Source organism: Streptococcus gallolyticus subsp. gallolyticus DSM 16831, assembly GCF_002000985.1.
GTDB classification, from domain to species: domain Bacteria; phylum Bacillota; class Bacilli; order Lactobacillales; family Streptococcaceae; genus Streptococcus; species Streptococcus gallolyticus.
In genome coordinates, this window is record NZ_CP018822.1 from 110,324 (window position 1) to 133,581 (window position 23,258).

Annotated in this window: 25 protein-coding genes; 19 read left to right on the top strand and 6 right to left on the bottom strand. The window is 37.9% G+C overall.

All coding sequences use genetic code 11. The features are described 5' to 3' along the window. Window positions 1-129: 129 nt before the first annotated feature. Genes proC through BTR42_RS00750 form a run of 3 tightly spaced genes read right to left on the bottom strand, consistent with a single transcriptional unit; the run spans window position 130 to window position 2,580 of the window. Window positions 130-900 carry a pyrroline-5-carboxylate reductase gene (gene proC / locus BTR42_RS00740; protein ID WP_077495933.1) on the bottom strand — a complete coding sequence of 257 codons (771 nt, stop codon included), beginning with the start codon at window positions 898-900 and terminating at the stop codon, window positions 130-132. 60 nt (window positions 901-960) lie between these two features. Beyond that, window positions 961-2,028 (bottom strand): glutamyl aminopeptidase, encoded by a 1,068-nt coding sequence (pepA, locus tag BTR42_RS00745; RefSeq protein ID WP_061458778.1) that lies wholly within the window; start codon window positions 2,026-2,028, stop codon window positions 961-963. 42 nt (window positions 2,029-2,070) lie between these two features. After that, entirely contained in the window at window positions 2,071-2,580 is a 510-nt protein-coding gene (locus BTR42_RS00750; RefSeq protein ID WP_061458779.1) for a GNAT family N-acetyltransferase, read from the bottom strand. Window positions 2,581-3,029: 449 nt separating this feature from the next. On the opposite strand from BTR42_RS00750, the gene BTR42_RS12460 reads away from it, so the two are divergent. From BTR42_RS12460 to ytpR, 3 genes are read left to right on the top strand one after another with little or no spacing between them, the layout of a single operon-like run. Beyond that, window positions 3,030-3,323 carry a DUF4651 domain-containing protein gene (locus tag BTR42_RS12460; protein ID WP_167367601.1) on the top strand — a complete coding sequence of 98 codons (294 nt, stop codon included), beginning with the start codon at window positions 3,030-3,032 and terminating at the stop codon, window positions 3,321-3,323. Continuing rightward, window positions 3,316-3,633 (top strand): thioredoxin family protein, encoded by a 318-nt coding sequence (locus BTR42_RS00760; protein ID WP_009853246.1) that lies wholly within the window; start codon window positions 3,316-3,318, stop codon window positions 3,631-3,633. The genes BTR42_RS12460 and BTR42_RS00760 overlap by 8 nt, the downstream gene beginning before the upstream one ends. Window positions 3,634-3,641: 8 nt before the next feature. Next, on the top strand, window positions 3,642-4,268 hold the full coding sequence (gene ytpR / locus BTR42_RS00765; protein ID WP_061458781.1) for a YtpR family tRNA-binding protein: 627 nt from the start codon (window positions 3,642-3,644) through the stop codon (window positions 4,266-4,268). 86 nt (window positions 4,269-4,354) lie between these two features. Here ytpR and BTR42_RS00770 read toward each other — a convergent pair whose 3' ends face one another. Continuing rightward, complete coding sequence (locus BTR42_RS00770) at window positions 4,355-5,071, bottom strand: class I SAM-dependent methyltransferase (RefSeq protein WP_167367602.1); 717 nt, start codon at window positions 5,069-5,071, stop codon at window positions 4,355-4,357. Between the two features lie 111 nt (window positions 5,072-5,182). On the opposite strand from BTR42_RS00770, the gene BTR42_RS00775 reads away from it, so the two are divergent. From BTR42_RS00775 to BTR42_RS00790, 4 genes are all read left to right on the top strand, one after another. Next, window positions 5,183-5,578 carry a single-stranded DNA-binding protein gene (locus tag BTR42_RS00775; RefSeq protein ID WP_077495935.1) on the top strand — a complete coding sequence of 132 codons (396 nt, stop codon included), beginning with the start codon at window positions 5,183-5,185 and terminating at the stop codon, window positions 5,576-5,578. Between the two features lie 149 nt (window positions 5,579-5,727). Further along, window positions 5,728-6,771 carry a YeeE/YedE family protein gene (locus BTR42_RS00780; protein ID WP_077495937.1) on the top strand — a complete coding sequence of 348 codons (1,044 nt, stop codon included), beginning with the start codon at window positions 5,728-5,730 and terminating at the stop codon, window positions 6,769-6,771. Between the two features lie 2 nt (window positions 6,772-6,773). Beyond that, window positions 6,774-7,001: a sulfurtransferase TusA family protein gene (locus tag BTR42_RS00785; protein ID WP_009853252.1), complete on the top strand. Its 228-nt coding sequence runs from the start codon at window positions 6,774-6,776 to the stop codon at window positions 6,999-7,001. 127 nt (window positions 7,002-7,128) lie between these two features. Next, window positions 7,129-7,935, top strand: a complete 807-nt coding sequence (locus BTR42_RS00790) for a Cof-type HAD-IIB family hydrolase (RefSeq protein ID WP_077495939.1) — start codon at window positions 7,129-7,131, stop codon at window positions 7,933-7,935. Window positions 7,936-7,994: 59 nt separating this feature from the next. On the opposite strand, the gene BTR42_RS00795 is transcribed toward BTR42_RS00790, so the two are convergent. After that, complete coding sequence (locus BTR42_RS00795) at window positions 7,995-9,638, bottom strand: ABC transporter ATP-binding protein (RefSeq protein WP_077495941.1); 1,644 nt, start codon at window positions 9,636-9,638, stop codon at window positions 7,995-7,997. Window positions 9,639-9,644: 6 nt separating this feature from the next. Beyond that, entirely contained in the window at window positions 9,645-10,604 is a 960-nt protein-coding gene (locus BTR42_RS00800; protein ID WP_077495943.1) for a ThiF family adenylyltransferase, read from the bottom strand. Window positions 10,605-10,982: 378 nt separating this feature from the next. On the opposite strand from BTR42_RS00800, the gene BTR42_RS00805 reads away from it, so the two are divergent. The 12 genes from BTR42_RS00805 to BTR42_RS00860 all read left to right on the top strand — a co-directional run bounded on the left by BTR42_RS00805 (window position 10,983) and on the right by BTR42_RS00860 (window position 23,105). After that, a complete protein-coding gene (locus BTR42_RS00805) occupies window positions 10,983-11,948 on the top strand; it encodes a sugar ABC transporter substrate-binding protein (protein ID WP_077495945.1) in 966 nt (321 codons plus the stop codon). Beyond that, on the top strand, window positions 11,939-13,264 hold the full coding sequence (locus BTR42_RS00810; RefSeq protein ID WP_373128941.1) for a sensor histidine kinase: 1,326 nt from the start codon (window positions 11,939-11,941) through the stop codon (window positions 13,262-13,264). The genes BTR42_RS00805 and BTR42_RS00810 overlap by 10 nt, the downstream gene beginning before the upstream one ends. Next, a complete protein-coding gene (locus BTR42_RS00815; RefSeq protein ID WP_058813570.1) occupies window positions 13,261-13,944 on the top strand; it encodes a response regulator transcription factor in 684 nt (227 codons plus the stop codon). The genes BTR42_RS00810 and BTR42_RS00815 overlap by 4 nt, the downstream gene beginning before the upstream one ends. Continuing rightward, entirely contained in the window at window positions 13,937-15,241 is a 1,305-nt protein-coding gene (locus BTR42_RS00820) for an ABC transporter substrate-binding protein (protein ID WP_077495947.1), read from the top strand. The genes BTR42_RS00815 and BTR42_RS00820 overlap by 8 nt, the downstream gene beginning before the upstream one ends. Before the next feature lie 166 nt (window positions 15,242-15,407). Next, the gene (locus BTR42_RS00825) at window positions 15,408-15,836 is read left to right on the top strand and encodes a PTS sugar transporter subunit IIA (protein WP_003062950.1); all 429 of its coding nucleotides are present in this window, start codon (window positions 15,408-15,410) and stop codon (window positions 15,834-15,836) included. 14 nt (window positions 15,837-15,850) lie between these two features. Then, window positions 15,851-16,345 (top strand): PTS sugar transporter subunit IIB, encoded by a 495-nt coding sequence (locus BTR42_RS00830; protein ID WP_003062952.1) that lies wholly within the window; start codon window positions 15,851-15,853, stop codon window positions 16,343-16,345. A gap of 207 nt (window positions 16,346-16,552) precedes the next feature. Continuing rightward, a complete protein-coding gene (locus BTR42_RS00835) occupies window positions 16,553-17,401 on the top strand; it encodes a PTS mannose/fructose/sorbose/N-acetylgalactosamine transporter subunit IIC (RefSeq protein ID WP_058813573.1) in 849 nt (282 codons plus the stop codon). 1 nt (window position 17,402) lies between these two features. After that, window positions 17,403-18,236, top strand: coding sequence for a PTS system mannose/fructose/sorbose family transporter subunit IID (locus tag BTR42_RS00840; RefSeq protein ID WP_013851407.1), 834 nt, complete (start codon window positions 17,403-17,405; stop codon window positions 18,234-18,236). A 69-nt stretch (window positions 18,237-18,305) separates the two neighbouring features. Further along, complete coding sequence (locus tag BTR42_RS00845) at window positions 18,306-18,593, top strand: hypothetical protein (protein WP_058813574.1); 288 nt, start codon at window positions 18,306-18,308, stop codon at window positions 18,591-18,593. A gap of 167 nt (window positions 18,594-18,760) precedes the next feature. Further along, window positions 18,761-19,840: a hypothetical protein gene (locus BTR42_RS00850; protein ID WP_077495949.1), complete on the top strand. Its 1,080-nt coding sequence runs from the start codon at window positions 18,761-18,763 to the stop codon at window positions 19,838-19,840. A 485-nt stretch (window positions 19,841-20,325) separates the two neighbouring features. Beyond that, window positions 20,326-22,302 carry an ABC transporter substrate binding protein gene (locus tag BTR42_RS00855; RefSeq protein ID WP_077495951.1) on the top strand — a complete coding sequence of 659 codons (1,977 nt, stop codon included), beginning with the start codon at window positions 20,326-20,328 and terminating at the stop codon, window positions 22,300-22,302. Beyond that, a complete protein-coding gene (locus BTR42_RS00860; protein WP_058692648.1) occupies window positions 22,302-23,105 on the top strand; it encodes an ABC transporter ATP-binding protein in 804 nt (267 codons plus the stop codon). The genes BTR42_RS00855 and BTR42_RS00860 overlap by 1 nt, the downstream gene beginning before the upstream one ends. Window positions 23,106-23,258: the final 153 nt, after the last annotated feature.

The window sequence follows — 23,258 nt, forward strand, 5'->3', positions numbered from 1 at the left end:
AATAGAAGTGAGCTAGGCAAGTAATACTTGTGAATTTTGGAATTGCCTTTGCTCTTAGACGCATAAAAAGACAAACCTCAAGAAAAGAGGTTTGTCTTTTGTTTGAAGCGCCGTAGAGGCGGTTTTTATTTACAAAGCTTTTGCTTTATCGATAGTGGCATCGATACTTGAAATGACACTTGCTGTCAATCCTGTTTTTTCAAGGTCGAGAAGTCCTGCGATGGTTGTTCCGCCAGGGCTTGAGATTTTATCAATCAAGTCATGTGGGCTGTCAGAACCTTGAAGAAGATTTTCAGCACTAGCAAGGACCGTTTGTGTCACGATATCGAGTGATTTTTCTTTTGGAATACCGTATTTGACACCAGCTTTGGCAAGAGCTTCGATAAATAGGTAAATGTAAGCCGGGCTAGAGCCTGCAAGAGCTGTAAAAGTATCAAAGTCTTTTTCAGGAATGTCAAAAGTTGAACCAAAGCTGTCAGTGATTTCTTTGGCGGTTGCTAGGAGTTCTGCAGAAACGTTGTCATTGCTACAAATCGCTGTTGTACTTTTTAGAATTTGAGCATTGAGGTTTGGCATGATACGAATTAATGGAAGATTTGGGTCTGTTAATTTACCAAGGCGTTCCAATGTTACCCCTGCTGCCATTGAAAGAATGGGTTGGTGGAAGTGAAGTCCAGCAAGGACTGGTTCAAACATTTGTGGTTTGATACCAAGGATAACCAAATCAGATTGGTCAATGAGTTCTTGGTGTGAAAGAGCTGCTTCAACTTCAAGCTGCTCTGCGATTTCGCGTGAGCGAGGAAGTGAAGATCCTGAAATGATGATATCGTGCGATGTTGTGTTGAGTCCGTTGATAATGGCAGTTGCCATTTTTCCAACTCCGATAAATCCAATTTTCATAGTAAGACAAAGGGGAAGTGCAACAGAGCTGCTTAATGACCTGAGTCCCCTAGCTCCTTTCTAGTATTTTTTGATGAGGTCAACAGTTGAGCGGTCTAATTTTTTAACAATAGCTTGAAGGAAAGCTTGCGCTTGCAAGAAGTCATCCATAGCATAAAGGCTTTGGTGTGAATGAATGTAACGCGCACAAACACCGATAGTTGTCGATGGGATACCACCGTTTTTGAGGTGAGCAGCACCAGCATCTGTACCACCTTTGGCAGCATAATATTGATATTTGATACCAGCTTCTTCAGCGGTTGTGAGTAAGAAATCACGCATATCTTTTAACATGATATGTCCTGGGTCGTAGAAACGGAAAAGTGTTCCGTCGCCAATTTTACCTTGGTTGCCATAAATGTCACCAGCAGGTGAGCAATCAACGGCGAAGAAGAGTTCTGGTTGGAATTTTGTGGCAGAAACGTGTGCGCCACGAAGACCAACTTCTTCTTGAACATTAGCACCAGCAATGAGAGTGTTATCAAGTTTTTGCCCTTTAAGGCTTTCAAGCAATTCGGTTACCATAAGCACACCGAAGCGATTGTCCCAAGCTTTAGAGATAACATTTTTTTGGTTGGCTGTGAGAATTGTTTCAGATTTTGGTACGATGATGTCGCCTGGAAGAATGCCAAATGATTCTGCTTCAGCTTTGTCTGTAAATCCAGCGTCGAAAATGATGTCATCGATTTTTGGAAGAGCAGCAGAGCCATTTGCTCCACGAAGGAAATGCGGTGGAACAGAACCAGAAACGACTGGAATGGCGCGACCGTCACGTGTGTAAAGAGTAAAACGTTGTGAGCTTAGCACCAAAGGATTCCACCCACCAATGCCAACAGCACGCATGGTACCGTCAGCTTTGATGTCGCTGACCATGAAACCAACTTCGTCCATGTGAGCGGCAACCATGATGCGTGGTGCATTTTCAGCAGCAGAGTTTTTAATACCAAAAATACCACCAAGACCGTCAGTTTGCACGTCATCAACAAGCGGTGTGATTTTTGAACGAAGATAGTTACGAACGCTATGCTCGTATCCTGCAATACTATCAAGTTCTGTGATTTCTTTTATTTTTGAAAATAATTCTGACATAAAAACCTCGATTCTTTCATAAATGAATAGTTATTTTCTGATTTAAACTCCAAATGCCTCAGAATAGGCTAATGTGCCATGCAACGGAGGAGCTGATTGAATCAATTTAATCCCCATAAAATGATTGCTCGGAACATCGAAGGGAGGGAGAATGCCCCAGTTTTTTGCTGCTTGATAGCCAAATCTTGAGTAATATTGAGGGTCACCTAAGACAATACTATAAGGAAACTGTAGAGCTTGCGCTAATTGATGCCCTTTCTTAACTAGGGCGGATCCAATCCCTTGCTGTTGATAATCGGGATGGACAGCGAGGGGAGCTAAAGCTAGGACAGTAGTATGATTGACCTGTGCTTTGGTGAATAAGATATGACCGACTATCTGACCGTCAAGCTCGGCAACTAAAGATAATTCGGGAATGAATTCTTTGCTTTGACGTAGTCGTCGGACAAGTAAATGTTCTTGATGATCAGAATAAGGTAGGGATGCAAATGCTTTTTTGATAACCTGATCAACAGCAGTAATATCTGATGCTTGCTCTTGTTTAATAAACATGCGTTCTCCTTGTGCTTCTTGTATCCTGTAACTATAGCCTTTGGTAAGCATTATCAGTAGCAACTATGACAACTTCAGATTGACATTGAGTAACAGTTTGTTGGTTGGCGTTCTTCTTAGCCTTCAGTCAAAGGCAAACAAGACACTAACTGAGAATCCCTCTACCATAACGATGCTACGAAATCCGATAGTCTGAACCAGTGGCTAGCTTTGTCGTAATTGTTTCTACGTGACTGCATTATATCATATTCTGTGAAAGTCTGACAGTCTCAATCTTAACCAAGTAGATTTGTTTAATCTTAGTGCTTATATAAGTGCTGAAGTGGTAGCAATCACCTACTGTGACTGCTAGGTCAGATGTCTTAGTAATGGTAACTGCAGCATTTCGACTCAAAATCCTATGTCATGTTCTTTGGAAATCTGCTAGGAAATATGCTAAAATAAAGCGTATGAGAAACAAAAAAAGAAACTTACTGTCACGTTTTAGCTTAGTGGGAGTTGGTGGTGTCATCATTTTGGGAACAATCCTAAAAAAACAACGCGAAGAAAAGCGACAAGAAAAGATTAAGCAAGCCATTCGTGATTATTTTAGTCGATTTGACAATATCTCGGTGCTTTATGCGAATGCTTTTGAATCTGATAAGGAGAGAACGACTGGTGGTCTTGTTTTAGAGGACGGTCGGACGTTTCAATTTGTTTACCAAAATGGTGAGATTAGCTATGAGGAGGAGAAAAATGATTAGCCCAAAATCCTATGAAGAAATGGCTACCTATCTAGAAAAACCTGAAAAAGTGGTTTTCTTTTTTACGGCAAATTGGTGCCCAGACTGCCAATTCATCTATCCAGTCATGCCTGAAATTGAAGCAGAAAATCCTGAATTCACCTTTGTCCGTGTGGATCGTGATGATTTCATGGAAGTAGCACAACGCTGGAATATTTTTGGGATTCCAAGTTTTGTAGTGACTGAAAATGGAAAAGAAATTGGTCGTTTAGTTAATAAATTACGCAAAACCAAAGCAGAAATTAACAGCTTTTTAGCTGGATTGAAATAGGAGAGAAAATGATTTTTACGTACAACAAAGAACATGTCGGTGATGTCCTCATGGTAATTGTCAAAGATAGCAAAGGTGCTAAACTTGACTATGAACGCAAAGGCAATGTCTCACGCGTTTTCCTTGAGAAAAATGGTGAAACAGTTGCTTGGAATATTTTTGAAGTGTCAAGCTTGGTTACAATTGAAGGTGTTGGTCAAGTTACTCTATCTGACCAAGACGTTGCAACATTGAACGCTGAATTGACAAAAGAAGGTTTCGGCGAACAATTGGAAAATGACCCTTCACCAAAATTTGTTGTTGGTCAAATCAAAGAAATGGTTGCTCACCCAGACAGCGATCACTTGAACATTTGCCAAGTGCAAATCTCAGATGACAAAGCCGTTCAAATCGTTGCAGGTGCGCCAAATGCCGCTGTTGGTTTGAAGACAATTGTAGCCCTTCCAGGTGCTATGATGCCAAACGGAAGCCTTATTTTCCCAGGTGCCCTTCGTGGCGAAAAGAGCTTTGGTATGATGTGTTCACCTCGCGAATTAGCCCTTCCAAATGCCCCACAAAAACGTGGTATCATCGAACTTGATGACACAGCCCTAGTCGGCGAAGCCTTTAATCCAGAAAAACACTGGAAAGGGTAAGAAAAAGAGCTTGAGAGAAATTCTTAGTTAAGAAAAACAGAGATTCACGTATTTGTGAGTCTCTGTTTTTAATTTATGTGTTGTATTTAATGCTTGTAGAAGGTAAGGTGTTGCAAGAAAGCGATATCTTTGTAAGGTTCTTGGTTAGCCACAGCTAATTCAATTTCTGTTAGGCGTTCTAGCCACCCTTCTTCTGTTTTAAAAGCGTTTGGTTGGAGGGCATAAAAGGTGCGCAGACCTTGATAATTTTCAAGTGTTAAGTTAGTCTTGCTGGTTAATTCGTCAATACTGTAAGTTTCACCATGTCCAAATGATGAGCTATTGTAGCTATCTTTTCCTTCTAAAAGATGAAGAGCATCCTCGATGTTATTGTTAAAAATAACCTGATGTAACACTTTTCCAGTGAGGTTGTGTTTAATCAAAGACAGTTCACCATTTGGCTTTAACAGACGTTCAAATTCACCAAGGTATTTTTGGTGGAGAGATTTATCAATGTACTCAAAGACATTGTGGCAAATGATGACATCAAAGGATTGTTCTGGTAAGTTTTTAAGAACTTCTAAACTACCATTAATTTTAGTGAATGTCTGTGTATCGTCGGCAAAAAGCATATCGGCATTTGGTTCAACGGCAGTAACGGTATTATTTTGTGATAAGTATTGTGAGGTTGTCCCAAAACCAGCACCGAAGTCTAAGACTTGCTTGTTTTTGATATGGCTGAGCTGCGCAAAAATCAAACGGTACATGATTTTTCCCCAAGGCTGATTTAGCATTTCCTTATAGGCATTAATATTGACTGTCATAAAATCTCCTATCTGTAAAAATTGATTTTATTTTAGCAGAATTGTTTGAAAATTTCATTTTTCAAGTAGATTAACAACTTCTTTTTCTAATAATAAGATAAGGAGGTAATGATGTACAATAAAGTTATTATGATTGGTCGTTTGACGGCGCAGCCTGAGCTTGTGACGACGTCAAATGAGAAATTTGTTACACGTGTAACACTAGCAGTCAACCGCCGTTTTAAATCGCAAAATGGTGAGCGTGAGGCTGATTTTATTTCAGTTGTGGTTTGGGGACGTTTGGCAGAAACACTTGTTTCTTATGCTGGAAAAGGAAGTCTGATTTCGATTGATGGCGAGCTTCGCACACGCAAATATGAAAAAGAAGGCCACACGAATTATGTGACAGAAGTGCTTTGCCATTCTTTCCAACTTTTAGAAAGCCGTGCCCAACGTGCCATGCGAGAAAATAATGTGGCAAACGACCTCGCTGATTTAGTTTTGGAAGAGGAAGAATTACCATTTTAACCAACCCAAGCTCGAGTCAGTTTTTGACTTGGGCTTTTTTTGTTATTTAGTGGGATAAATTTTTCTTATATTTGGTCATAAGAAAAATAGATTAGGCAATTACATTAAAACATGTTAATCTAATCGTATCATTAATTCGGAGGTAATAAATGCTTTTAAAAATAATTTCAGGTGGTCTTGTAGGTATTGCCTTTGGATTTGTTTTGCAACGCACACGCTTTTGTATGACGGGTGGTTTCAGAGATATGTATATTGCCAAAAATAATACTTTGTTTTATGCGTTTTTAATAGCAATTACAGTAGAAAGCATTGGTGTTCTTAGCCTAATTAAGTTGGGGATAATTTCATCTCCCTATGAGGATTACTCAGTGCTTGGGGCGATTATAGGATCTTATTTGTTTGGAATTGGTATAGTGTTAGCAGGTGGTTGTGCTACAGGAACTTGGTATCGTGCAGCTGAAGGCTTAATAGGTAGTTGGGTAGCTTTACTTTTCTATATGTTAAGTGCAGCAAGTATGAAGTATGGTGCTTTACAGTTTTTAAATCAGGCAATTTCAAAATACTGGGTAGTTAATGATAATCTAGCAGGGCAATTAGGAATTTCGGTGTGGTATTTTGTTTTACTTTTAGTCATTGTAACAATACTTTTAGTCATCAGAGAACTGAATAAACCTAAAAAAATTGTTGCTACGCTTGCACCCAAATATAAAGGAATCCGACACTTACTTTTTGAGAAGCAATATCATAAGTTTTGGGCTGGATTTGTCATTGGATTGATTGCTCTTATAGCGTGGCCAGCAAGTGAGCTTACTGGACGTACGGGTGGTTTGGGTATTACAACACCCTCTGCTAATCTTATTAGTTATGTAACAACTGGGGATGCTAATTTGCTTAATTGGGGAGTTTTTCTTATTTTAGGAATATTCCTAGGATCTTATATTGCTGCTCGAGGTGCCGGAGAATTTCGATGGCGTCTTCCTGATCTAAAAACTATTGGGAAGAGCACTGTCGGTGGTATTCTTATGGGAATAGGTGCTTCTTGGGCAGGGGGATGTACGATTGGAAATGGTTTAACAGCAACAGCAGTCATCTCTAGCAAAGGTTGGATTGCTTTGCCTTTAACTATTCTTGGAGTATGGACTGCATCTTATTTTATATTTGTTAAGCCAAATCAATATTTGAAAGGAGAATAGTTATGGCTGTAGTAGAACTTGAAACGGGTGGATTAGTGTGTCCTTTTCCATTGATTGATGCTAAAAACAAGATGAAAGAATTATCAATTGGTGATGAACTTCTTATTAAGTTTGACTGTACACAAGCAACGGAGAGTATTCCAAATTGGGCAGCAGAAAATAACTACCCTGTCACACGTTTTGAACAAGTTGGTCAAGCTTCGTGGGAGATTGTTGTTCAAAAACAGTAACTAATTTTTAACCAACCCAAGCTCGAGTTAGTTTTTGACTTGGGCTTTTTTTGTTATTATCAGGAAATAGTTTTTGAAACCCTTTTCAAAAAATGCTATACTGAGAGAAAATAGGAGGAAAAGTACAATGGTAAAAATAATTTTTAGTGATATTGACGGCACTCTTATTAATGATGCCTTGAAAGTGACGCCTAGGACACGCCAAGCCCTTCGTCATGCTGTTGATACAGGTATTTTATTTGTTCCAGTTTCGGCGCGTATGCCAGAGGCGATTAAGCCAATTTTGAAAGATTTTTTACCTGATGTACCCATGATTTCCTATAATGGTGCCCTCATCCAAGATGAACAAGGGCAAGTGATTGATAGCTGTCCGATGAGTCCACAAGAAGCGCAAGCGATTTGTCAGTATTTAGAAAAAGAAGTCTCTGACGTTGCTTGGAATGTTTACAGCGGTGAAAAGTGGTTGTCCCAAAACCGTGCTAATCGTTGGATTTCACGTGAAGAGCGCGTGGTGGGCTTAGCCTCTAAGGAAGCGAACTTGGAACAAATCGGTCGATTGCCAGAAGTTCATAAAATCTTGTTAATGGGTGAACCAGAACGCATGGAAGCTTTGGAAAATAAGCTAAAAAGTCTCTATTCAGATTTATCAATTGCAAGGTCGCTGCCTTATTATATTGAAATTATGGCAAGTGGGATTCATAAAGGAAAGGCAGTCCAGACTTTGGCGCAGCATTACGAGGTTGATATGGCAGATACGCTTGCTTTTGGTGACAATTTTAACGATTTAGACATGCTAGAGGCAGTAGGTGAAGCTTATGTTATGGCAAATGCGCCTCAAGAAGTCAAGGAGCAAGTCGGACACGTAACAGCTAGTCACAATCATGACGGTATTGCCTTAGTTCTGGAAAAACTTGGCATAAGTAGTTTCGAATAAATAGAGTATAAAAAACACCTGCGGGTGTTTTTTAAAATTCGTTAGAGAAAATAATGTCTCTAAATGGGCTTTTTCTGTGAGATAAGTTTACCGTTTTTGAGTTCTAATATATCATCAAAATAAGGTATCATTTCTTCTGATAAGTGATGAGTGATTGAAATAATAGAATAATTTTTATCAGATAACAATTCTTTTTCAATGGACTGAGCCAATTTTGCATTCAAGCTAGAGGTGCTTTCGTCTAGTAGCAAGAAATGGCTGCCATTAAGAATAGCTCTTGCCAATGATAATCGTTGTTTTTGCCCACCTGATAGGTTTAAATCATTCTCACCAACCACAGTATCTAATCCTTTAGGCAATTGTTTTATTTCGTTACTTAGTCCAACTTTATGAATAATAGTATCAATTTCTTCGTCAGAAAAGTCATTATCCAATAGAAGATTTTCACGAATTGTTCCATTAAAAATATAAGGGAATTGCTCTATACAGGTTATTTGTGACCGTAAAGAACTACCGTTAATATCTTTGAGAGAATGATTGTCTAGCTCAATTGTTCCAGAATCGCAGTTAAGGCTACCATTTAGTAATTTGAAAAGAGTTGATTTTCCTGAACCGCTAGGTCCAACGATACAATACTTTTTCCTTTTTTGAAATTCATAGTTAGCATCGGATAAGATAGTGTGTTTATCGAAACTTAGTCCAACATTTTTTAAAGTTAATTGTGAGTTAAAATGGATAGTTGACAATTTTTGATTTTCATCAACAATTTCTTTTTGAATACGCTCAAAAAAATTGGTATGTTTTTCAAAAATTGGAAAGACACCTTTTATGCTGATGATGCTTGATGATAAGTTACTAACACCATTAAAAATATTAACGCTGATTGTAGATACGGAAAGAATATCTCCGAAAGTTAATAATTTTTGAGCTACAAAAACTCCTGAAATAATCAAAGAACCAATTTGTCCTAAAACATTTCCGAGTGCTGCAAAAAATGTTGCAACTCCTACAATTTTGTAACTGGTAATTTCGGTGTTACAAATTGTGTCTATTTCTTTGTTGGATTGAGATAATAAGAAGCTCTGCTTGTTCAGGGAGAACAGGTGATTAAAGCCTTCGTAAAGATTGCTAATATTAGCTGTGAAATGTTCTTGTTGCAGTGTTAAATTTTTGAAAGATGAAGCCATTCTTTTATCAACCGCTTTTGGCAAGATTAGGTTGACAATAGCTAAGACAATAATTGCCAACATTAACATCCAATTAACAAAAAATAAAGCAACAATTGAAAAAGTGACATTGATAATTGCTTCAACAATATTATAAAAATTTTGATAGCCTTCACTTTCTATTCTACTAATGTCAGTTGTAAGCCATGAAATCATTTTTCCACTGGCATAGTCCGAGTTGTTATCAGGGTGGTGTTTGGCATATGCATCTGTAATATTTTTCCTAATATCCGATAGAATTTTTTGTCTAACATAGATTTCGTACCATGACTTAAAAGCAAATATGATGGTGTATATAAGGTACAAAATGGCACAAAGAATCACTTTAAAGACAAATAATCGTGTATTCCCTGATATTAAGCTATTGAAGGCATCTGCAGTTAGAAAAGCTGCTTTCAACTGTATAATTACAGAAAAGAGAATGATGAGTAGTAAGAAAAAGTTTTCTTTGTATCTTTGCCTAATATAAAAAAACATTAAGTTCTATACCTCCTCTTTCCATTTTAAGCAGTCATCAACAAAGTTATGTTCAGCAACTTTTATTTTTTTATTAACAAAAGGCGAAATAATTAATTGCCCAATCATAAAAGCAGACATATACCCATTCATGATGCTACCACTATTCTCATTAATATTGTTATTACCCAATTTTGTAATATCTTCAATATAATCAGAAAATAATTTAGCAGTTTCAAAGGAATCAACTACATATGCAGTTTGAAGTAATGGACCGTATCCAGATTCAATAACCTTACAAGCTAGTTTATTTTCCATAATTGATTGTGCTAATTTCTTCATTAAAGTATAATCATCAGCAGCATTAATGATTATATCCTCTTTTTTAAGTTTGTTAGTTATTTGATGTAGTTGAATAGGAGTAATACAATGTGGAACTGTTTTTACATCTGCTAAAACTCTGTATCTTTTTTTCATCACATCTACCTTTAAATTTCCGATATCACTAACAAAGTAGGACTGTGCATATAAATTCTTTTCTTCTACTATATCACCATCAATGATAATAAAATGTTGAAATCCTATTCTAACCAACATATCTAGTGCATGACTACCTACTGTTCCTAATCCAATTATAACAATCGTACAAGCTTCAGCGTACGTTTTAAAATCAACAAAGTTTGTATTAGGAAAACAGTTTAAAAAGGTGTCTGTTCGAGTAAGAGGCGTAGGAGTATCAAAAGACTGTAAAAAGTTTTTTGATTTTAAATAATTTAAAGTATCTTTCTTTTCCACGGCAGTTAATTTAGGATAGTCAGCAATTTCCTGTTCACTTTTAAAATCCGATAAAAATTTAAAAAAAAGAAAAATGTCAGTGTTTTTATCTGTATTTATCGCTAATTGAAGTTTTTTATTTCCCTCATAAACTATGATTCCATTATCTCTAAGCGACCAGTTTAGTTCCTTTTTTAACCTAAAATAAGTCATAAATTCCTTCCCTATTATAAAATCATCATAAAATAAAAAAGCCTAGAAATAATAAGTTTCTAGGCTATTCAGAAAAATTATTTGCAAACAATACAGATATTGATTTCTTTTTCTGAACGCGCCACATTGAATTTTGATTCACGAAATTCCATAATATTCTCCTCTCTTAAATTATAATTTACAGAATAATTTTAACATTGCAAAAAGTATATGTCAATAATACATAAGTATATATATTTAGGCATTGTTGTTAGCACGTCAATCGATAAAGTGCTATTTTTATTATTTCTGACTGAATTGTCCGTATAATTTAAACGTGTTATAATTAAGGCGAATATAGCTATCAGTGGTCTCTTGGTTTTATTGAAAAGGTATGAGATGAAAAAACGGAAATATATCGGTGTTTTGATAAGCGCTTTTATTGGGGTTCTTGCCATTGTTGGGGTTTATTGGAACTATAAAATGGTTCCTTCAAATGAAAATCAGGTTAAGATTGGTGCGACCTACATGACCATGAACAATGATTTTTACAAGGTATTGAACAACGAGGTTGAAAAAATTGTTGAGGAAAATAATGATATTTTGTACACTAGAGACCCTGCTTTGGACGTTGATAAACAAACGCAACAGATTGAATCGTTTATTGAAAAGGGTGTTAATATCATTATCATCAATCCTGTTGATGCAAACAGTCAAAAATTAATAAAAGCTTTGAAGAAAGCGAAAAGAGCTGGGATAAAAATTGTTGTTGTCGATAGTCAACTATCAGATGATTCTTCAGTAGATACGACGATTGTATCGGATAATTATCAAGCTGGTGTTTTATGCGCTCAAAATTTAATGCAGACGCAGTCAAGTGCCAAAATTTTGTTATTGGAACATCAAAATGCAGTATCAGCAGTAGATCGTATCAATGGATTTTTAGATACGATTGAAGGAAATGATGCCTATCAAGTGGTTGACCGCAAGGATTGCCTAGGGCAAACCGAAATAGCGATGCCGCAAGTGGAATCGGTCATCGCTTCAGGGGTCGAATTTGACACGGTGATGGCGCTTAATGACCAAGTGGCTATCGGAGCTTTGGCTGCAATTGAAAATTCAAATGTGACAACATCGATTAAAATCTATGGTGTAGATGGTTCGCCAGATATGAAAAATTTATTGGCAACGACGAGTTCAATTCAAGCAACAGTAGCTCAATCGCCGTTAACAATCGGTAAACGAGCGATTCAGGCGGGTTACTCGCTATATCACAACAAATCAGTAGATAAGGAAATTGTCATTCCAGTTGAATTTATGACTAGTGAGAACGTTTCTGACTTTGATTTAGCGGGGTGGCAATGATGAAAGCTTTGAAAAATATTGATTTTGCAAAACGTGCCCTGATTATTATTAATTTCTTGGCGGTGTTATTTTATAGCTCAGTTTATTTGTCAGCTACAAAGTACATTATTGACAATGGTTTGAGTCGTTCTTTATTAGAAGAAATTAGCGTCATTCCAAGTTCACCAGAGCGAATTTTTTGGTTGTCAAATCTCTTTTTTGCAGGGCTTTTACTTGTTATTTATATCAGAAATCAAAAGTTTAAAAAAGGGACAACGGCGCGTGATTGGTTTGCGATTTTTGAGGTGCTCTTGTTGTTAGCTACCTTTGTAGCGCTGCAATTTTCCTATAACGGTTTAATTTTGCTTGTTTTTATGGATATCTTTTTCTCTTACACGGATTTTTACACGTTTCGTGAGAAAAAGTCATGGTTGCTCTTTATTGTCGCTAGTTTCGGTGCGCTTTTGCTGTCAAATTATGACGTCTTGTCGCTTCTGATTAGAACGCCTGATTTGGATGTTTATATCGGATTTTTCCCTGCAAGCACGCGTTTAGTGATTCTTTTCATCAAAAATTGTCTGGTATCGCTAAATATTATCATTTTCATTATTTCTTTAGTGACTTACATTGTTTATTCGGTGACTGAAAACCATAAGATTGAGGAAGAATTGCTCATGGCTTCGCAGGCAAATACGCGTTTGAAAGAATACGTGGCGGTGTCTGAAAAAATTACTGAGGATAGGGAACGCAGGCGTATTGCGCGTGAAATTCACGATACTATTGGTCATGCCTTGACAGGCATTTCTGCGGGAATTGATGCGGTGATTGTCTTGATTGACCTTGACCCAAATAACGCTAAAAAGCAATTGACCAATGTTTCCAACGTTGTGCGAGAAGGGATTGTTGATGTTAGGCGCTCGCTGAATAAAATGCGTCCAGGTGCTCTGGAAAACCGCAGTTTAAAAGACGCTATTGAAAAAATGCTTGCCGAGTATCAAGAATTATCGCATTTGCAGATTGATTTGAATTATCAGTGGGACAATGTTGATTTTGACAAAACAAAAGAAGATGTCATTTTCCGTGTCATTCAAGAATCTGTGACCAATTCTTTGCGTCATGGACGAGCAACTGAAATTAAGATTAGTATGCTAAATGAAGATGATTACGTTTTGCTCATTAAAGATAATGGAGTGGGGAGCGAAACGATTCAATACGGTTTTGGGTTGACCCAAATGACGGAACGTTTAGCCATTATTGGTGGTCGTGTCCAATTTTCAGGTGAGGATGGTTTTGCCACAACGATTCATATCCCTAAAATAAAAGGAGAAGAAGAATGATACGAGTATTAATTGCAGACGACCAAGAATTGATTAGAGAGTCGTTAAAAATTGTCTTGTCTGCCTATCCTGATATCGAAGTTGTTGGCGCGGTGAGTGATGGGACAGAGGTTTTGGAAGCTCTACCGACTAGCAAACCAGACGTGATTTTAATGGATATTCGTATGCCAAAAATGGACGGTGTTTTGTGTACCAAAGCTGTTAAAGAACATTTTCCAAATACGAAGGTGATTATCCTAACGACTTTTGATGATGATGATTTTATTTATAGCGCTCTAAAATATGGTGCCAGTGGTTATTTGCTGAAGGGAACTTCGATGGATGAATTGCATGATGCGGTGGTGACGGTTAATGACGGACGTGCCATGCTAAATCCAGATATTGCCACAAAAGTTTTTAAACTTTTTTCACAAATGGCGCAATCAAACTTTGCTATCCAAGTTGATGATGCGCTAACGACTGATATTAGTAAAATGGAGTGGCGCATTATACAGCAGATTGGTTTTGGATTGTCCAATAAAGAAATTGCTGCCAAACTGTATCTGTCGGAAGGAACCGTTAGAAATTATCTATCTAACATCCTTTCTAAGTTGAATTTGCGTGACCGTACGCAGCTTGCTATTTGGGCGGTGCAGACAGGTGTCACCTTGAAATCATTTGAGGAAGATGACCATGACTAAACTCAAAAAATATTACAAATGGTTATTGCTACCGCTACTAGTAATTGTCATTGGGAGTGCTGCTTTTATTTATCATCAAACACACCAGAAAATCATTTTAAAAATCGGCATTTATGCAGGAAGTAGCTGGGATGTGCCGAATGGAAATGATTATAAAGTCATTGACACTGCGATTTCACGCTTTGAAAAATTGCACCCAAATGTCGAGGTGGTCTATGAGAGTGGTATTTCAAAGGATGATTATTCTGATTGGTTAACAGACCAGATTGTTGCAGGAACACAGCCAGATGTTTTTATCGTGCCAGAAGATGACTTTAACCTCTTGTCATCAACAGGTGCACTTGCTAAGTTGGATGAGCATATTAGTACGAGCTTTGATGATTCGATATTTTATGAATCCTCTTATAAGGCAGGAAATTACAATAATACGCAGTACGCTTTGCCATTTGAAAGCAATCCAACCATGATGTGTATTAATATTGAACTTTTGGAAAAAGAGGGAATTTCGATTCCAGATTCTGGGTGGACTTTAGAGGACTTTTACAATATTTGCAAGCAAGTGACCAAGGATACTGACGGTGATGGGGTGATTGACCAGTATGGCTGTACAGGCTACACTTGGCAACAAGCTGTCGCTGCCTATGGTGCGAAGCTATTTAACACAACGGGAACGAAAGCTTATTTTGACAGTGATGACGTGAAAAATGCCCTTTCCTTGATTACGCAACTCAATGCCCTTAGTGGCAATTATGAGGTCACTTCACAAGATTTTGACGAAGGAAAGGTTGCTTTTTTGCCAATGACTTTGGCAGAATATCGCACTTATAAACCTTATCCTTATCATGTTGCGAAATATTCTAGCTTCTCATGGTCTTGTGTGACAATGCCAGCAAGTAGTGAGGACGGCGATGCAACGCAAGTCGCAACATCACTTTATGCCATGTCCTCAAAAACCAAACACCGTACCTTGGCGTGGGAATTTTTGCAATTACTCTGTACCGATGTGGACATTCAACAATCAGTCTTTGATTATTCGCAAGGGGCATCTGTTTTGAAAAGTGTGATGCAAAGTGACGCCACGAAAGAAAAACTAAAAGAGGATGGTTTTGGTTCAGATTCTTTGACGGTTTCAACATTGGATTCAATGCTTAGTCAGGGAATTACCCAGCCAACCTTTAAAACGTATAACACCGTACTGGAACAAGCAGACTATTTGATTACCAAATCCATTGCCAATAACAGTATCGAGACAGATTTGTTTACAATCCAAAAGACAATAGAAGACAGTTTGAAATAATCTTGATGACATCTGGAGAGTTTGATCCCCAGATGTTTTTGTTTGCTTTCAAAATGACAAATGTCACATTCGAGGTGATAATTGTCATCAAAAGAAAGTGACAAATGAGAGTGTGAAAACGCTTTATTTAAGACTAAAATAAAAGACAGATAAGGAGATAAGTTCTATGAAGTATTTACTACTAGTCAGTCATGGAGACTTTGCGACGGGTCTAAAAACGTCTTTGGCGATGTTTGCGGAAGACAAAATTGACCAAGTCATCGCTGTCGGTCTAAAAAATGGCAAAACAGTTGATGACTTTGAAAAAGACTTCAGACAAGCTATTTCAGGTTTAACAGCTGACGATTCCGTTGTTGTTCTTGCTGATATTATTGGCGGTAGCCCTTTGACAACTGCTTGTAACGTCTTGGACGAACTCGGAAAATTGGAAAATGCTGTTGTTTTAGGTGGTATGAATTTACCAATGGCAATTACTTCTGCAGTGATGAAAGATATGCTTGAGGGCGATGATTTTGTACAAGCCGTTTTGCCAGAAGCTCAAGCGGCTCTTCAAGAATTCAAAATCACTTCAGATGATGATGACGATGATATTTAAAAAAGGAGATAAAAATGACTGTATCATTTGTACGTATTGATGACCGCATGATTCATGGGCAAACTGTAACACGTTGGGCAAAAGAATACCCTTGTGACGGTTTGATTGCCGTAAACGATGCTGCTTCAAAAAACAAAGTTTTAACCCAAGCTTACAAAGGAGCTTCGGACAAGAAAACCTTTGTTTGGTCGGTAGATGCTTTTGGACAAAAATCTCAAAAAGTATTGGATTCTGACACGCGCTATTTTGTGATTACCAAGAATCCAATTGACATGAAAAAAATTCTGGTTGACCAAGGTTTTGTTCCTAGTGATGTAAAAGAAATTATCGTTGGTCCATGTAATGACCGACCAGGTGCTGTCAAACTTGGGAATAATCAATCTATCACCCAAGAAGAAGCAGATGCCCTTGAAGCAATTGAAAAAGCTGGATACAAAGTGAAATTCCAATTATTGCCAGATGTTTCAATCGGTTACTGGTCAGATTTCAAATCAAAATTTGGTTATTAATTTATTGTTACTTAGCAGCGAATAAAGTGAGTATAGCTATTTTTGATACCAAAACTCGTTTGCGCTCTTTGTATCTTGTTAATTGAACATGAGCTGCGAGCTGTGTCAAAAAGATAGTTTCTCCTAGAGTCTAGCGACTCTTCGTCAAAACTCCTATTTTGCCTTTGCTCGCTGACGCTCTTTGTATCTTAGTATAGGAGATGTATTATGACAATTTCTTGGTTTCAAGCAGCTTTGTTAGGGTTGTTTGCATGTTTGTCTTCAATGCCAGGGCTTGGTGGTACAACCATTGGTAACTATACGCTTGGTCGTCCTCTTGTCGGTGGTCTTGTCTGTGGACTTATTCTTGGCGATGTTAAAACAGGAATCATCTGTGGTGTTGCTATGCAGTTGGTTTACATTGCCCTTGTAACACCTGGTGGTACGGTTTCAGCCGACGTGCGTGCGGTGTCTTATATCGGTATTCCTTTGGCAATGGTAGCCATCCATTCTCAAGGTTTATCAGCTGATTCAGCTGATGCGGCTAACTTGGCTAAATCAATGGGTACGCTTGTTGGTACTGTCGGTACGGTTCTTTTCTACGGAACAGCAACCATGAACCTTGTTTGGCAACACATTGGTTGGCGTGCGGTAGAAAAAGGTCAATTTAGAAAACTTTATCAAGTTGACTGGCTCTATCCATGGGTATCACATTTTGTATTCTCATTTATCCCAACATTGGTAATGTGTAAACTTGGTGCGACTGCTGTTACAGCAATGAAAGATGCACTTCCAATGGATGGTATTCCAATGAAAACCCTCTTTACAGTAGGGGCTTTGTTACCATGTGTCGGAATTGCCATTCTTTTGAAACAAATTGTTGAAAAAGTGACTGACTTTATTCCATTCTTTGTTGGTTTCACTTTGGCAGCTTCACTTGGTTTGAATTTGGTATCATGTGCAGTGATTTCATTAATCTTTGCCGTATTATTCTACGAACTTGAAATGGCTAAAACTGTAAAAGCAACAGCCACAGCAGCTGATGATTTTGATGACGATGATGAGGAGGATATCTAAAATGGCTCAAAAGAAATTAACAAAGAAAACTTTGATGAAATCTTTCCATCATTGGTATTATGGTAACCTTACTTGCTTCTCACAAGAGCATATGCAAACCTTTGGTTATTTGACATCAATGCTCCCAATCGTGGAAGAATTGTATGACAATAAAGAAGACCAAGCGCGTTCAATGCAAACTTATACAGCTTTCTTCAATACAGAACCTCAGCTTGGTTCACTCATTGTCGGAATCACAGCAGGTCTTGAAGAAGCGCGTGCTAATGGTTCTGAAGAAGTTGATGACGAAACCATTAACGGACTTCGTGCAGGGCTTATGGGACCTGTGGCTGGTATCGGTGACTCACTTGTTGTTGGAACTTTGATTCCAGTTATTTTAGGGATTGCCCTTGGTCTTTCCACTGGTGGCTCACCAATCGGTGCCGTTTTCTACATCGTCGTTTGGAACTTGTTAGCTTATCTGGGTATGAGATTTGCCTATTTCAAAGGTTATGAACTCGGTGATAAAGCCGTTGAATTTCTAGTTGGTGCTCAAGGTCAAGCCATTCGTAAAGCCGTTTCTATCGTTGGTGGTATGGTTGTCGGTGGTGTTGCTGCCACTTGGGTATCTGTCCAAACATCATTCCAACTTGGTAGTGCCAAAAATCCATACTTGGTTCTTCAAGATAAATTAGACGCCGTTTATCCAGGTTTGCTAACAGCAATCTTCATCGTCTTTTGCTGGTGGCTAATGGCTAAGAAAAATATCTCACCAATTAAAGTCATGCTATTACTCGTTGTTATTGCCTTTGTTGGTGTTCTCGTTGGATTCTTCGATCCAGGTTTGTCTTACTAATACGTTTTAGAAATACCAACCTCACTAGGGATTTCTTGCGTATCATATCAATCAAAAGAGGAAAAATTCATGACAAAATCAGAAGTGATTAACGGTTATCAAACAGAAATAGCCTACCAAAAACATATGATTGAAAATCTCGGACGTTGGCTAACCTTGCTCTTCTTAGTAGCAAGTATCGGATTTTTGCTAATATATTTCTTTCGTCAAACCAACCTCATTTTATCTATACTTGGCTACGTTCTAGCTTTTGTCGGTGTTTTTGGGATGTTGCTTTTTGGCTACGGCATTTACCGTGGCAAACAAAATGTCGCCAAACTCATTGATGATTTTGAAATGAAACTCCAATCCTTTTAAACATAAACAAAACTCCTTTAAAAATACCTTTTTAATCTCATTACAATACTTATTCAAAAAAATAAAAAGTTTCTAGTACATAATCTCTTTGCTAGAGACTTTTTTTGTGGTAAATTTCTAGCCAAACTATGGTATAGTATTAAAAAAGGAAAAGTTAGGAGATTATAATGAAAAAGAAATTTTGGCTAATTTTATTAGCAATGGGTGCTTTAGGATTATCGGGTTGTCAGAGTAAGGTTAACAGTGAACCAGCAAAAGCGTATGATTTGGCAATTTCGTATGGCAATCAGATAACGACATTTAAAACTGATAATAATCAGCTTGAAAAAGTTGAAACACGACAATTATTTGATAAAAATATTGGTATTTGGCAAGAACGCCTACAATCTGTCAAAGGAAATTTATATGGTAAAACTCACGAATCACCGAATTCATTTAAAAAGTATTTATTCGATGTAGAACCTAAAACGTTAAAAGGTAAATTGACAGAGGTTGGTGGTAATGACATCTATGGCTCGGCTAGTGATGAAGAGTATATTTACACAACTGCCGTTTTCTTAGGACATACTGATTTTTATAAATACGATACCGACCTACATCAAGTTACCAAAAAATCAATTAAAGAGGACGGTCTAATGAACCTCACCAATGACATGATTTTTGTTGGAGATACTCTTTATGTCCTTGTTGGTGCCGTGGATAATGAGACAGCGACTAATGCTAATTATCTATGGGTGATGAATAAGCAATTAGAAGTCCAAGAAAAAATCGACCTCAACTATACCGAGGGTGGTTATTTTCGAATGGTTGAAGCAGACGGAAAACTTTATATGACAGCTGCTAAAGAGGGGATTCGTGAGGACGGTGAGCCAGATGGTGGGCAACATATTCTTGTCTATGACCTTGCAAGTGGTGAAACCAGTCGTATTGAAACCAAGCTTGAATACCCAAAATTTATTTATTATGACGAGTCTCGTCATCAATTGCTAGTTCTTCATGACCCGCTATACGTTGCTGATTACACTTGGACAATCATTGACTTAGAAACGCTCTCTCAGACCCAGTTTACTTTCCCAGAAATTGCTTCGGGCATGTTAGAAGTCTTTTTCACACAGACAGATTCAGATTATTACTTTTTATTTAATGAACAATTAGTGAAATACTCTGTGGATACGCAAGAAAAAACGATTTATGATTTATCAAAATTTGGCATAGATTACGCAGATGCCATTATTTTTAGTGAGTGAAATAGCATGTCGAAATCAAACTCTTTTTTCTGAATTTTAAAAATATATTGACAGAAAGCAAAAATAAGGGTAAACTGTAAACAATCAAAAACAATGACGGTAAGCCATGTGAATGTCTCATGGTTTACAACTTAACAGGAGGAAATATGCTGAAAAAGGCGTCTGTAATGACTGAAAAACTAAATCATTACTATTACTTTAGTTTCTTTAGATAGACGTTTGTAGCCAATCATGGATGCAAACGTCATACCGTTTGTATCTATGAAGCTAAAGCATTTTACTGTTGAGAAAAGCCGATTAGATACTTTGAGTTCTAATTGGCAAGTAAGATATGTTTTTACGCATGTATTGAAAACCAGTTAGACTTTTGAGCCTAGCTGGTTTTATTTATTGTGGCTGATGTAGAACTAAGCAGTTCTAATATTGAAAAAAGTTTTCCAATCTCGACATCAAGATTGGGAGTAAGAAAAGCAGAGGTAAGTAGTATGAAAAGAAACATGGCAGCTATTATGGCTTTGATGTTAGCTGTACTCACGTTATTTGGGTGTTCATCATCAAAAGGCACTAGCGACGATGTTGTCCATATTGGGATTCTTCAGTATGTTGAACATCAATCGCTAACAGCAGCTCGCAAGGGATTTGTGGATGAATTAAAAAAAGAAGGCTACGTTGACGGGGATAATATCGTCATTGATTATGAAAATGCACAAGGTGACCAGTCAAATTTACAAACCATTTCAACCAATTTGATTGCTAATAATGACCTTGTTTTAGGGATTGCAACACCAGCCGCACAGACCTTGGCTAATCTATCAACCGACGTTCCAGTCTTGTTTACAGCAGTTACCGATCCAGTATCAGCAAAATTAGTTGATTCAATGGAAAATCCTGGGGGCATTGCAACAGGGACAAGTGACATGTCGCCTATTTCAAAACAGGTCGAATTATTGCAAAAAGTCATGCCGAATGTGAAAAAAGTTGGCATCATGTACACGACAAATGAACGCAATTCCGAAGTTCAAGTTGAAGAAGCAAAAGAAGCGTTTGCTAAGGCAGGTATCGAGGTCATTACCAAAGGTATCTCATCAACGAATGATGTCCAAGATACCGCTAAAAGCCTGATGAGCCAGACAGAAGTTCTATTTATCCCAACGGATAATATGATTGTTAGTGCTATCTCGCTCATTACAGAATTATCGAAAGAAACAAAAATTCCAGTTGTCGGTGGTTCAGCAGATGTTGTGGAACAAGGTGTCCTCTTTACGTACGGTGCTAATTACGAAGCCCTTGGTCGTCAAACGGCAAAATTAGCCATTCGTATCCTTGAAGGTGAAGATGTTAGTGATGTTGCTGCGGAATATCCAGAGACACTAAACGTCGTTACCAATGATGAAATGGCTGAGACTTTAGGAATTGATTTAAGTAGTATTGAGAACGACACGACAGAATCGTCTTCTGATACGACCGAAACAAGCACATCAGCAAGCTCAAGCACAACGAAAACAAGTTCATCAAGCACGTCAACACAAACGTCAGATTCATCAAGTACGAACGGTTGGCTTGATATTGTTTTATCGGCAATTTCACAAGGTCTTTTGTGGTCAATCATGGCAATTGGTGTCTTTATTACTTTCCGTATTTTAGATATTGCTGACCTTTCTGCCGAAGGCTCATTCCCACTCGGGGCAGCTTCAACAGCGATTATGATTGTCAATGGCATTAATCCATTAATTGCTACTATTGGTGGTTTTGTGGCAGGAATGATTGCTGGTGCGGTGTCTGGTTTCATGCACACCAAGATGAAAATTCCAGCTCTGTTAACAGGGATTATTACTCTTACGGCACTTTATTCTATCAATCTTTTGGTGCTAGGTAGTGCCAATGTTTCGTTAGCAGGTCAAGAAACACTCGTGACCTTAATGACGTCAGCACTTAACTTGTCGAAACTATATGCTGTGATTTTGATTGGTGTTATCTTTGTCGCATTAGTCATTATCTTGCTGGTGGTTCTGTTAAATACGCAAGTCGGTCTCGCGCTTCGTGCAACAGGTGATAATATTGCTATGGGTGAAGCTAATGGTATTAAGGTTGACCGCATGAAGATTTTGGGTTACATGATTTCAAATGGTTTGATTGCCCTTGCTGGTTCACTTTTGGCGCAAAATAATGGCTACGCGGATATGAATATGGGAACAGGTACGATTGTTAATGGTTTGGCATCTATTATCTTTGCTGAAGTTATCGTGAAATACTTGCCACTTGGCAAACGTCTCTGGTCAATTGTCCTTGGTTCAATCTTATATCGTCTGGTGCTTGTTATCATTCTAGCCATGAATGTCGATGCGCAAATGCTCAAATTAGCGTCAGCGATTCTGCTTGCCTTGATTCTCTATGTTCCAGAAATTCGCAACAAACTTCATATCAAACCCTCAAAAACATTAACTCCAGGAGGTGAAGATTAATGGCACTTTTAACATTATCAAATATTCATAAAACCTTTGAAAAAGGAACTGTTAACGAAAATCACGTTTTGCGTGGCTTAGATTTAGACATTGAACAAGGTGATTTCATCTCTGTCATTGGAGGAAATGGTGCTGGGAAATCAACACTTATGAATTCCATTGCTGGCGTCGTTGACATTGACGAAGGAGACATTCTTCTGGAAGGAGAATCTATTCGTAAAGCTTCTGTTGCCGCACGTTCAAAAGATATTAGCCGTGTATTCCAAGACCCACGAATGGGAACAGCAACCAATTTAACGATTGAAGAAAATATGGCGATTGCTTACCGTCGTGGTAAAAAGCGCAGCTTCTTCAAAAAATCTGTCACCGAACAAGAACGTGAATTGTTCAAAGAAACATTGACAGAGCTTGGTTTAGGACTGGAAAACCGTATGAAAACAGATGCGGCTTTCTTATCAGGAGGGCAACGTCAAGCACTAACGCTTGCCATGGCAACCTTGGTGCGCCCCAAAATTCTTCTCTTAGATGAACACACAGCAGCCCTTGACCCAAAAACAAGTGACATGGTTATGCATTTAACGAAAAAAATCGTTGAAGAACAAGAGCTAACAACTTTAATGATTACCCATAATATGGAACACGCTATCGAGTATGGTAACCGTCTTATCATGCTTTATCATGGCAAAATCGTGGTTGACGTTCGCGGTGATGAAAAGAAAAACCTCACCGTTGCTCAACTCATGGACCTCTTCCACAAAAATAGCGGTCAAGCCCTAAACGACGACGCCCTAGTGCTGGGGTGATATAGATTAACTGAGCAAAATTGCTTCCACTATAGGAACGATTTCAGCTCAGTTTTCTTTTTTTGAGAATTAGTGTTTTTTTCTTGACTATTTCTGACCAAGTGTTAGAATAGATTTTGTAGGAATTAGCACTCGATGTATTAGAGTGCTAAA

What these genes read in the sequence shown, in the direction of transcription:
- pepA (WP_061458778.1), bottom strand. Translation starts at nt 2,028, where the DNA reads ATGTCAGAATTATTTTCAAAAATAAAAGAAATCACAGAACTTGATAGT.
- BTR42_RS00795 (WP_077495941.1), bottom strand. Translation starts at nt 9,638, where the DNA reads ATGTTTTTTTATATTAGGCAAAGATACAAAGAAAACTTTTTCTTACTA.
- BTR42_RS00770 (WP_167367602.1), bottom strand. Translation starts at nt 5,071, where the DNA reads ATGACAGTCAATATTAATGCCTATAAGGAAATGCTAAATCAGCCTTGG.
- BTR42_RS00790 (WP_077495939.1), top strand. Translation starts at nt 7,129, where the DNA reads ATGGTAAAAATAATTTTTAGTGATATTGACGGCACTCTTATTAATGAT.
- proC (WP_077495933.1), bottom strand. Translation starts at nt 900, where the DNA reads ATGAAAATTGGATTTATCGGAGTTGGAAAAATGGCAACTGCCATTATC.
- BTR42_RS00835 (WP_058813573.1), top strand. Translation starts at nt 16,553, where the DNA reads ATGACAATTTCTTGGTTTCAAGCAGCTTTGTTAGGGTTGTTTGCATGT.
- BTR42_RS00855 (WP_077495951.1), top strand. Translation starts at nt 20,326, where the DNA reads ATGAAAAGAAACATGGCAGCTATTATGGCTTTGATGTTAGCTGTACTC.
- BTR42_RS00820 (WP_077495947.1), top strand. Translation starts at nt 13,937, where the DNA reads ATGACTAAACTCAAAAAATATTACAAATGGTTATTGCTACCGCTACTA.
- BTR42_RS00775 (WP_077495935.1), top strand. Translation starts at nt 5,183, where the DNA reads ATGTACAATAAAGTTATTATGATTGGTCGTTTGACGGCGCAGCCTGAG.
- BTR42_RS00825 (WP_003062950.1), top strand. Translation starts at nt 15,408, where the DNA reads ATGAAGTATTTACTACTAGTCAGTCATGGAGACTTTGCGACGGGTCTA.
- BTR42_RS12460 (WP_167367601.1), top strand. Translation starts at nt 3,030, where the DNA reads ATGAGAAACAAAAAAAGAAACTTACTGTCACGTTTTAGCTTAGTGGGA.
- BTR42_RS00760 (WP_009853246.1), top strand. Translation starts at nt 3,316, where the DNA reads ATGATTAGCCCAAAATCCTATGAAGAAATGGCTACCTATCTAGAAAAA.
- BTR42_RS00830 (WP_003062952.1), top strand. Translation starts at nt 15,851, where the DNA reads ATGACTGTATCATTTGTACGTATTGATGACCGCATGATTCATGGGCAA.
- BTR42_RS00780 (WP_077495937.1), top strand. Translation starts at nt 5,728, where the DNA reads ATGCTTTTAAAAATAATTTCAGGTGGTCTTGTAGGTATTGCCTTTGGA.
- BTR42_RS00840 (WP_013851407.1), top strand. Translation starts at nt 17,403, where the DNA reads ATGGCTCAAAAGAAATTAACAAAGAAAACTTTGATGAAATCTTTCCAT.
- BTR42_RS00845 (WP_058813574.1), top strand. Translation starts at nt 18,306, where the DNA reads ATGACAAAATCAGAAGTGATTAACGGTTATCAAACAGAAATAGCCTAC.
- BTR42_RS00800 (WP_077495943.1), bottom strand. Translation starts at nt 10,604, where the DNA reads ATGACTTATTTTAGGTTAAAAAAGGAACTAAACTGGTCGCTTAGAGAT.
- BTR42_RS00750 (WP_061458779.1), bottom strand. Translation starts at nt 2,580, where the DNA reads ATGTTTATTAAACAAGAGCAAGCATCAGATATTACTGCTGTTGATCAG.
- BTR42_RS00785 (WP_009853252.1), top strand. Translation starts at nt 6,774, where the DNA reads ATGGCTGTAGTAGAACTTGAAACGGGTGGATTAGTGTGTCCTTTTCCA.
- ytpR (WP_061458781.1), top strand. Translation starts at nt 3,642, where the DNA reads ATGATTTTTACGTACAACAAAGAACATGTCGGTGATGTCCTCATGGTA.
- BTR42_RS00815 (WP_058813570.1), top strand. Translation starts at nt 13,261, where the DNA reads ATGATACGAGTATTAATTGCAGACGACCAAGAATTGATTAGAGAGTCG.
- BTR42_RS00805 (WP_077495945.1), top strand. Translation starts at nt 10,983, where the DNA reads ATGAAAAAACGGAAATATATCGGTGTTTTGATAAGCGCTTTTATTGGG.
- BTR42_RS00860 (WP_058692648.1), top strand. Translation starts at nt 22,302, where the DNA reads ATGGCACTTTTAACATTATCAAATATTCATAAAACCTTTGAAAAAGGA.
- BTR42_RS00850 (WP_077495949.1), top strand. Translation starts at nt 18,761, where the DNA reads ATGAAAAAGAAATTTTGGCTAATTTTATTAGCAATGGGTGCTTTAGGA.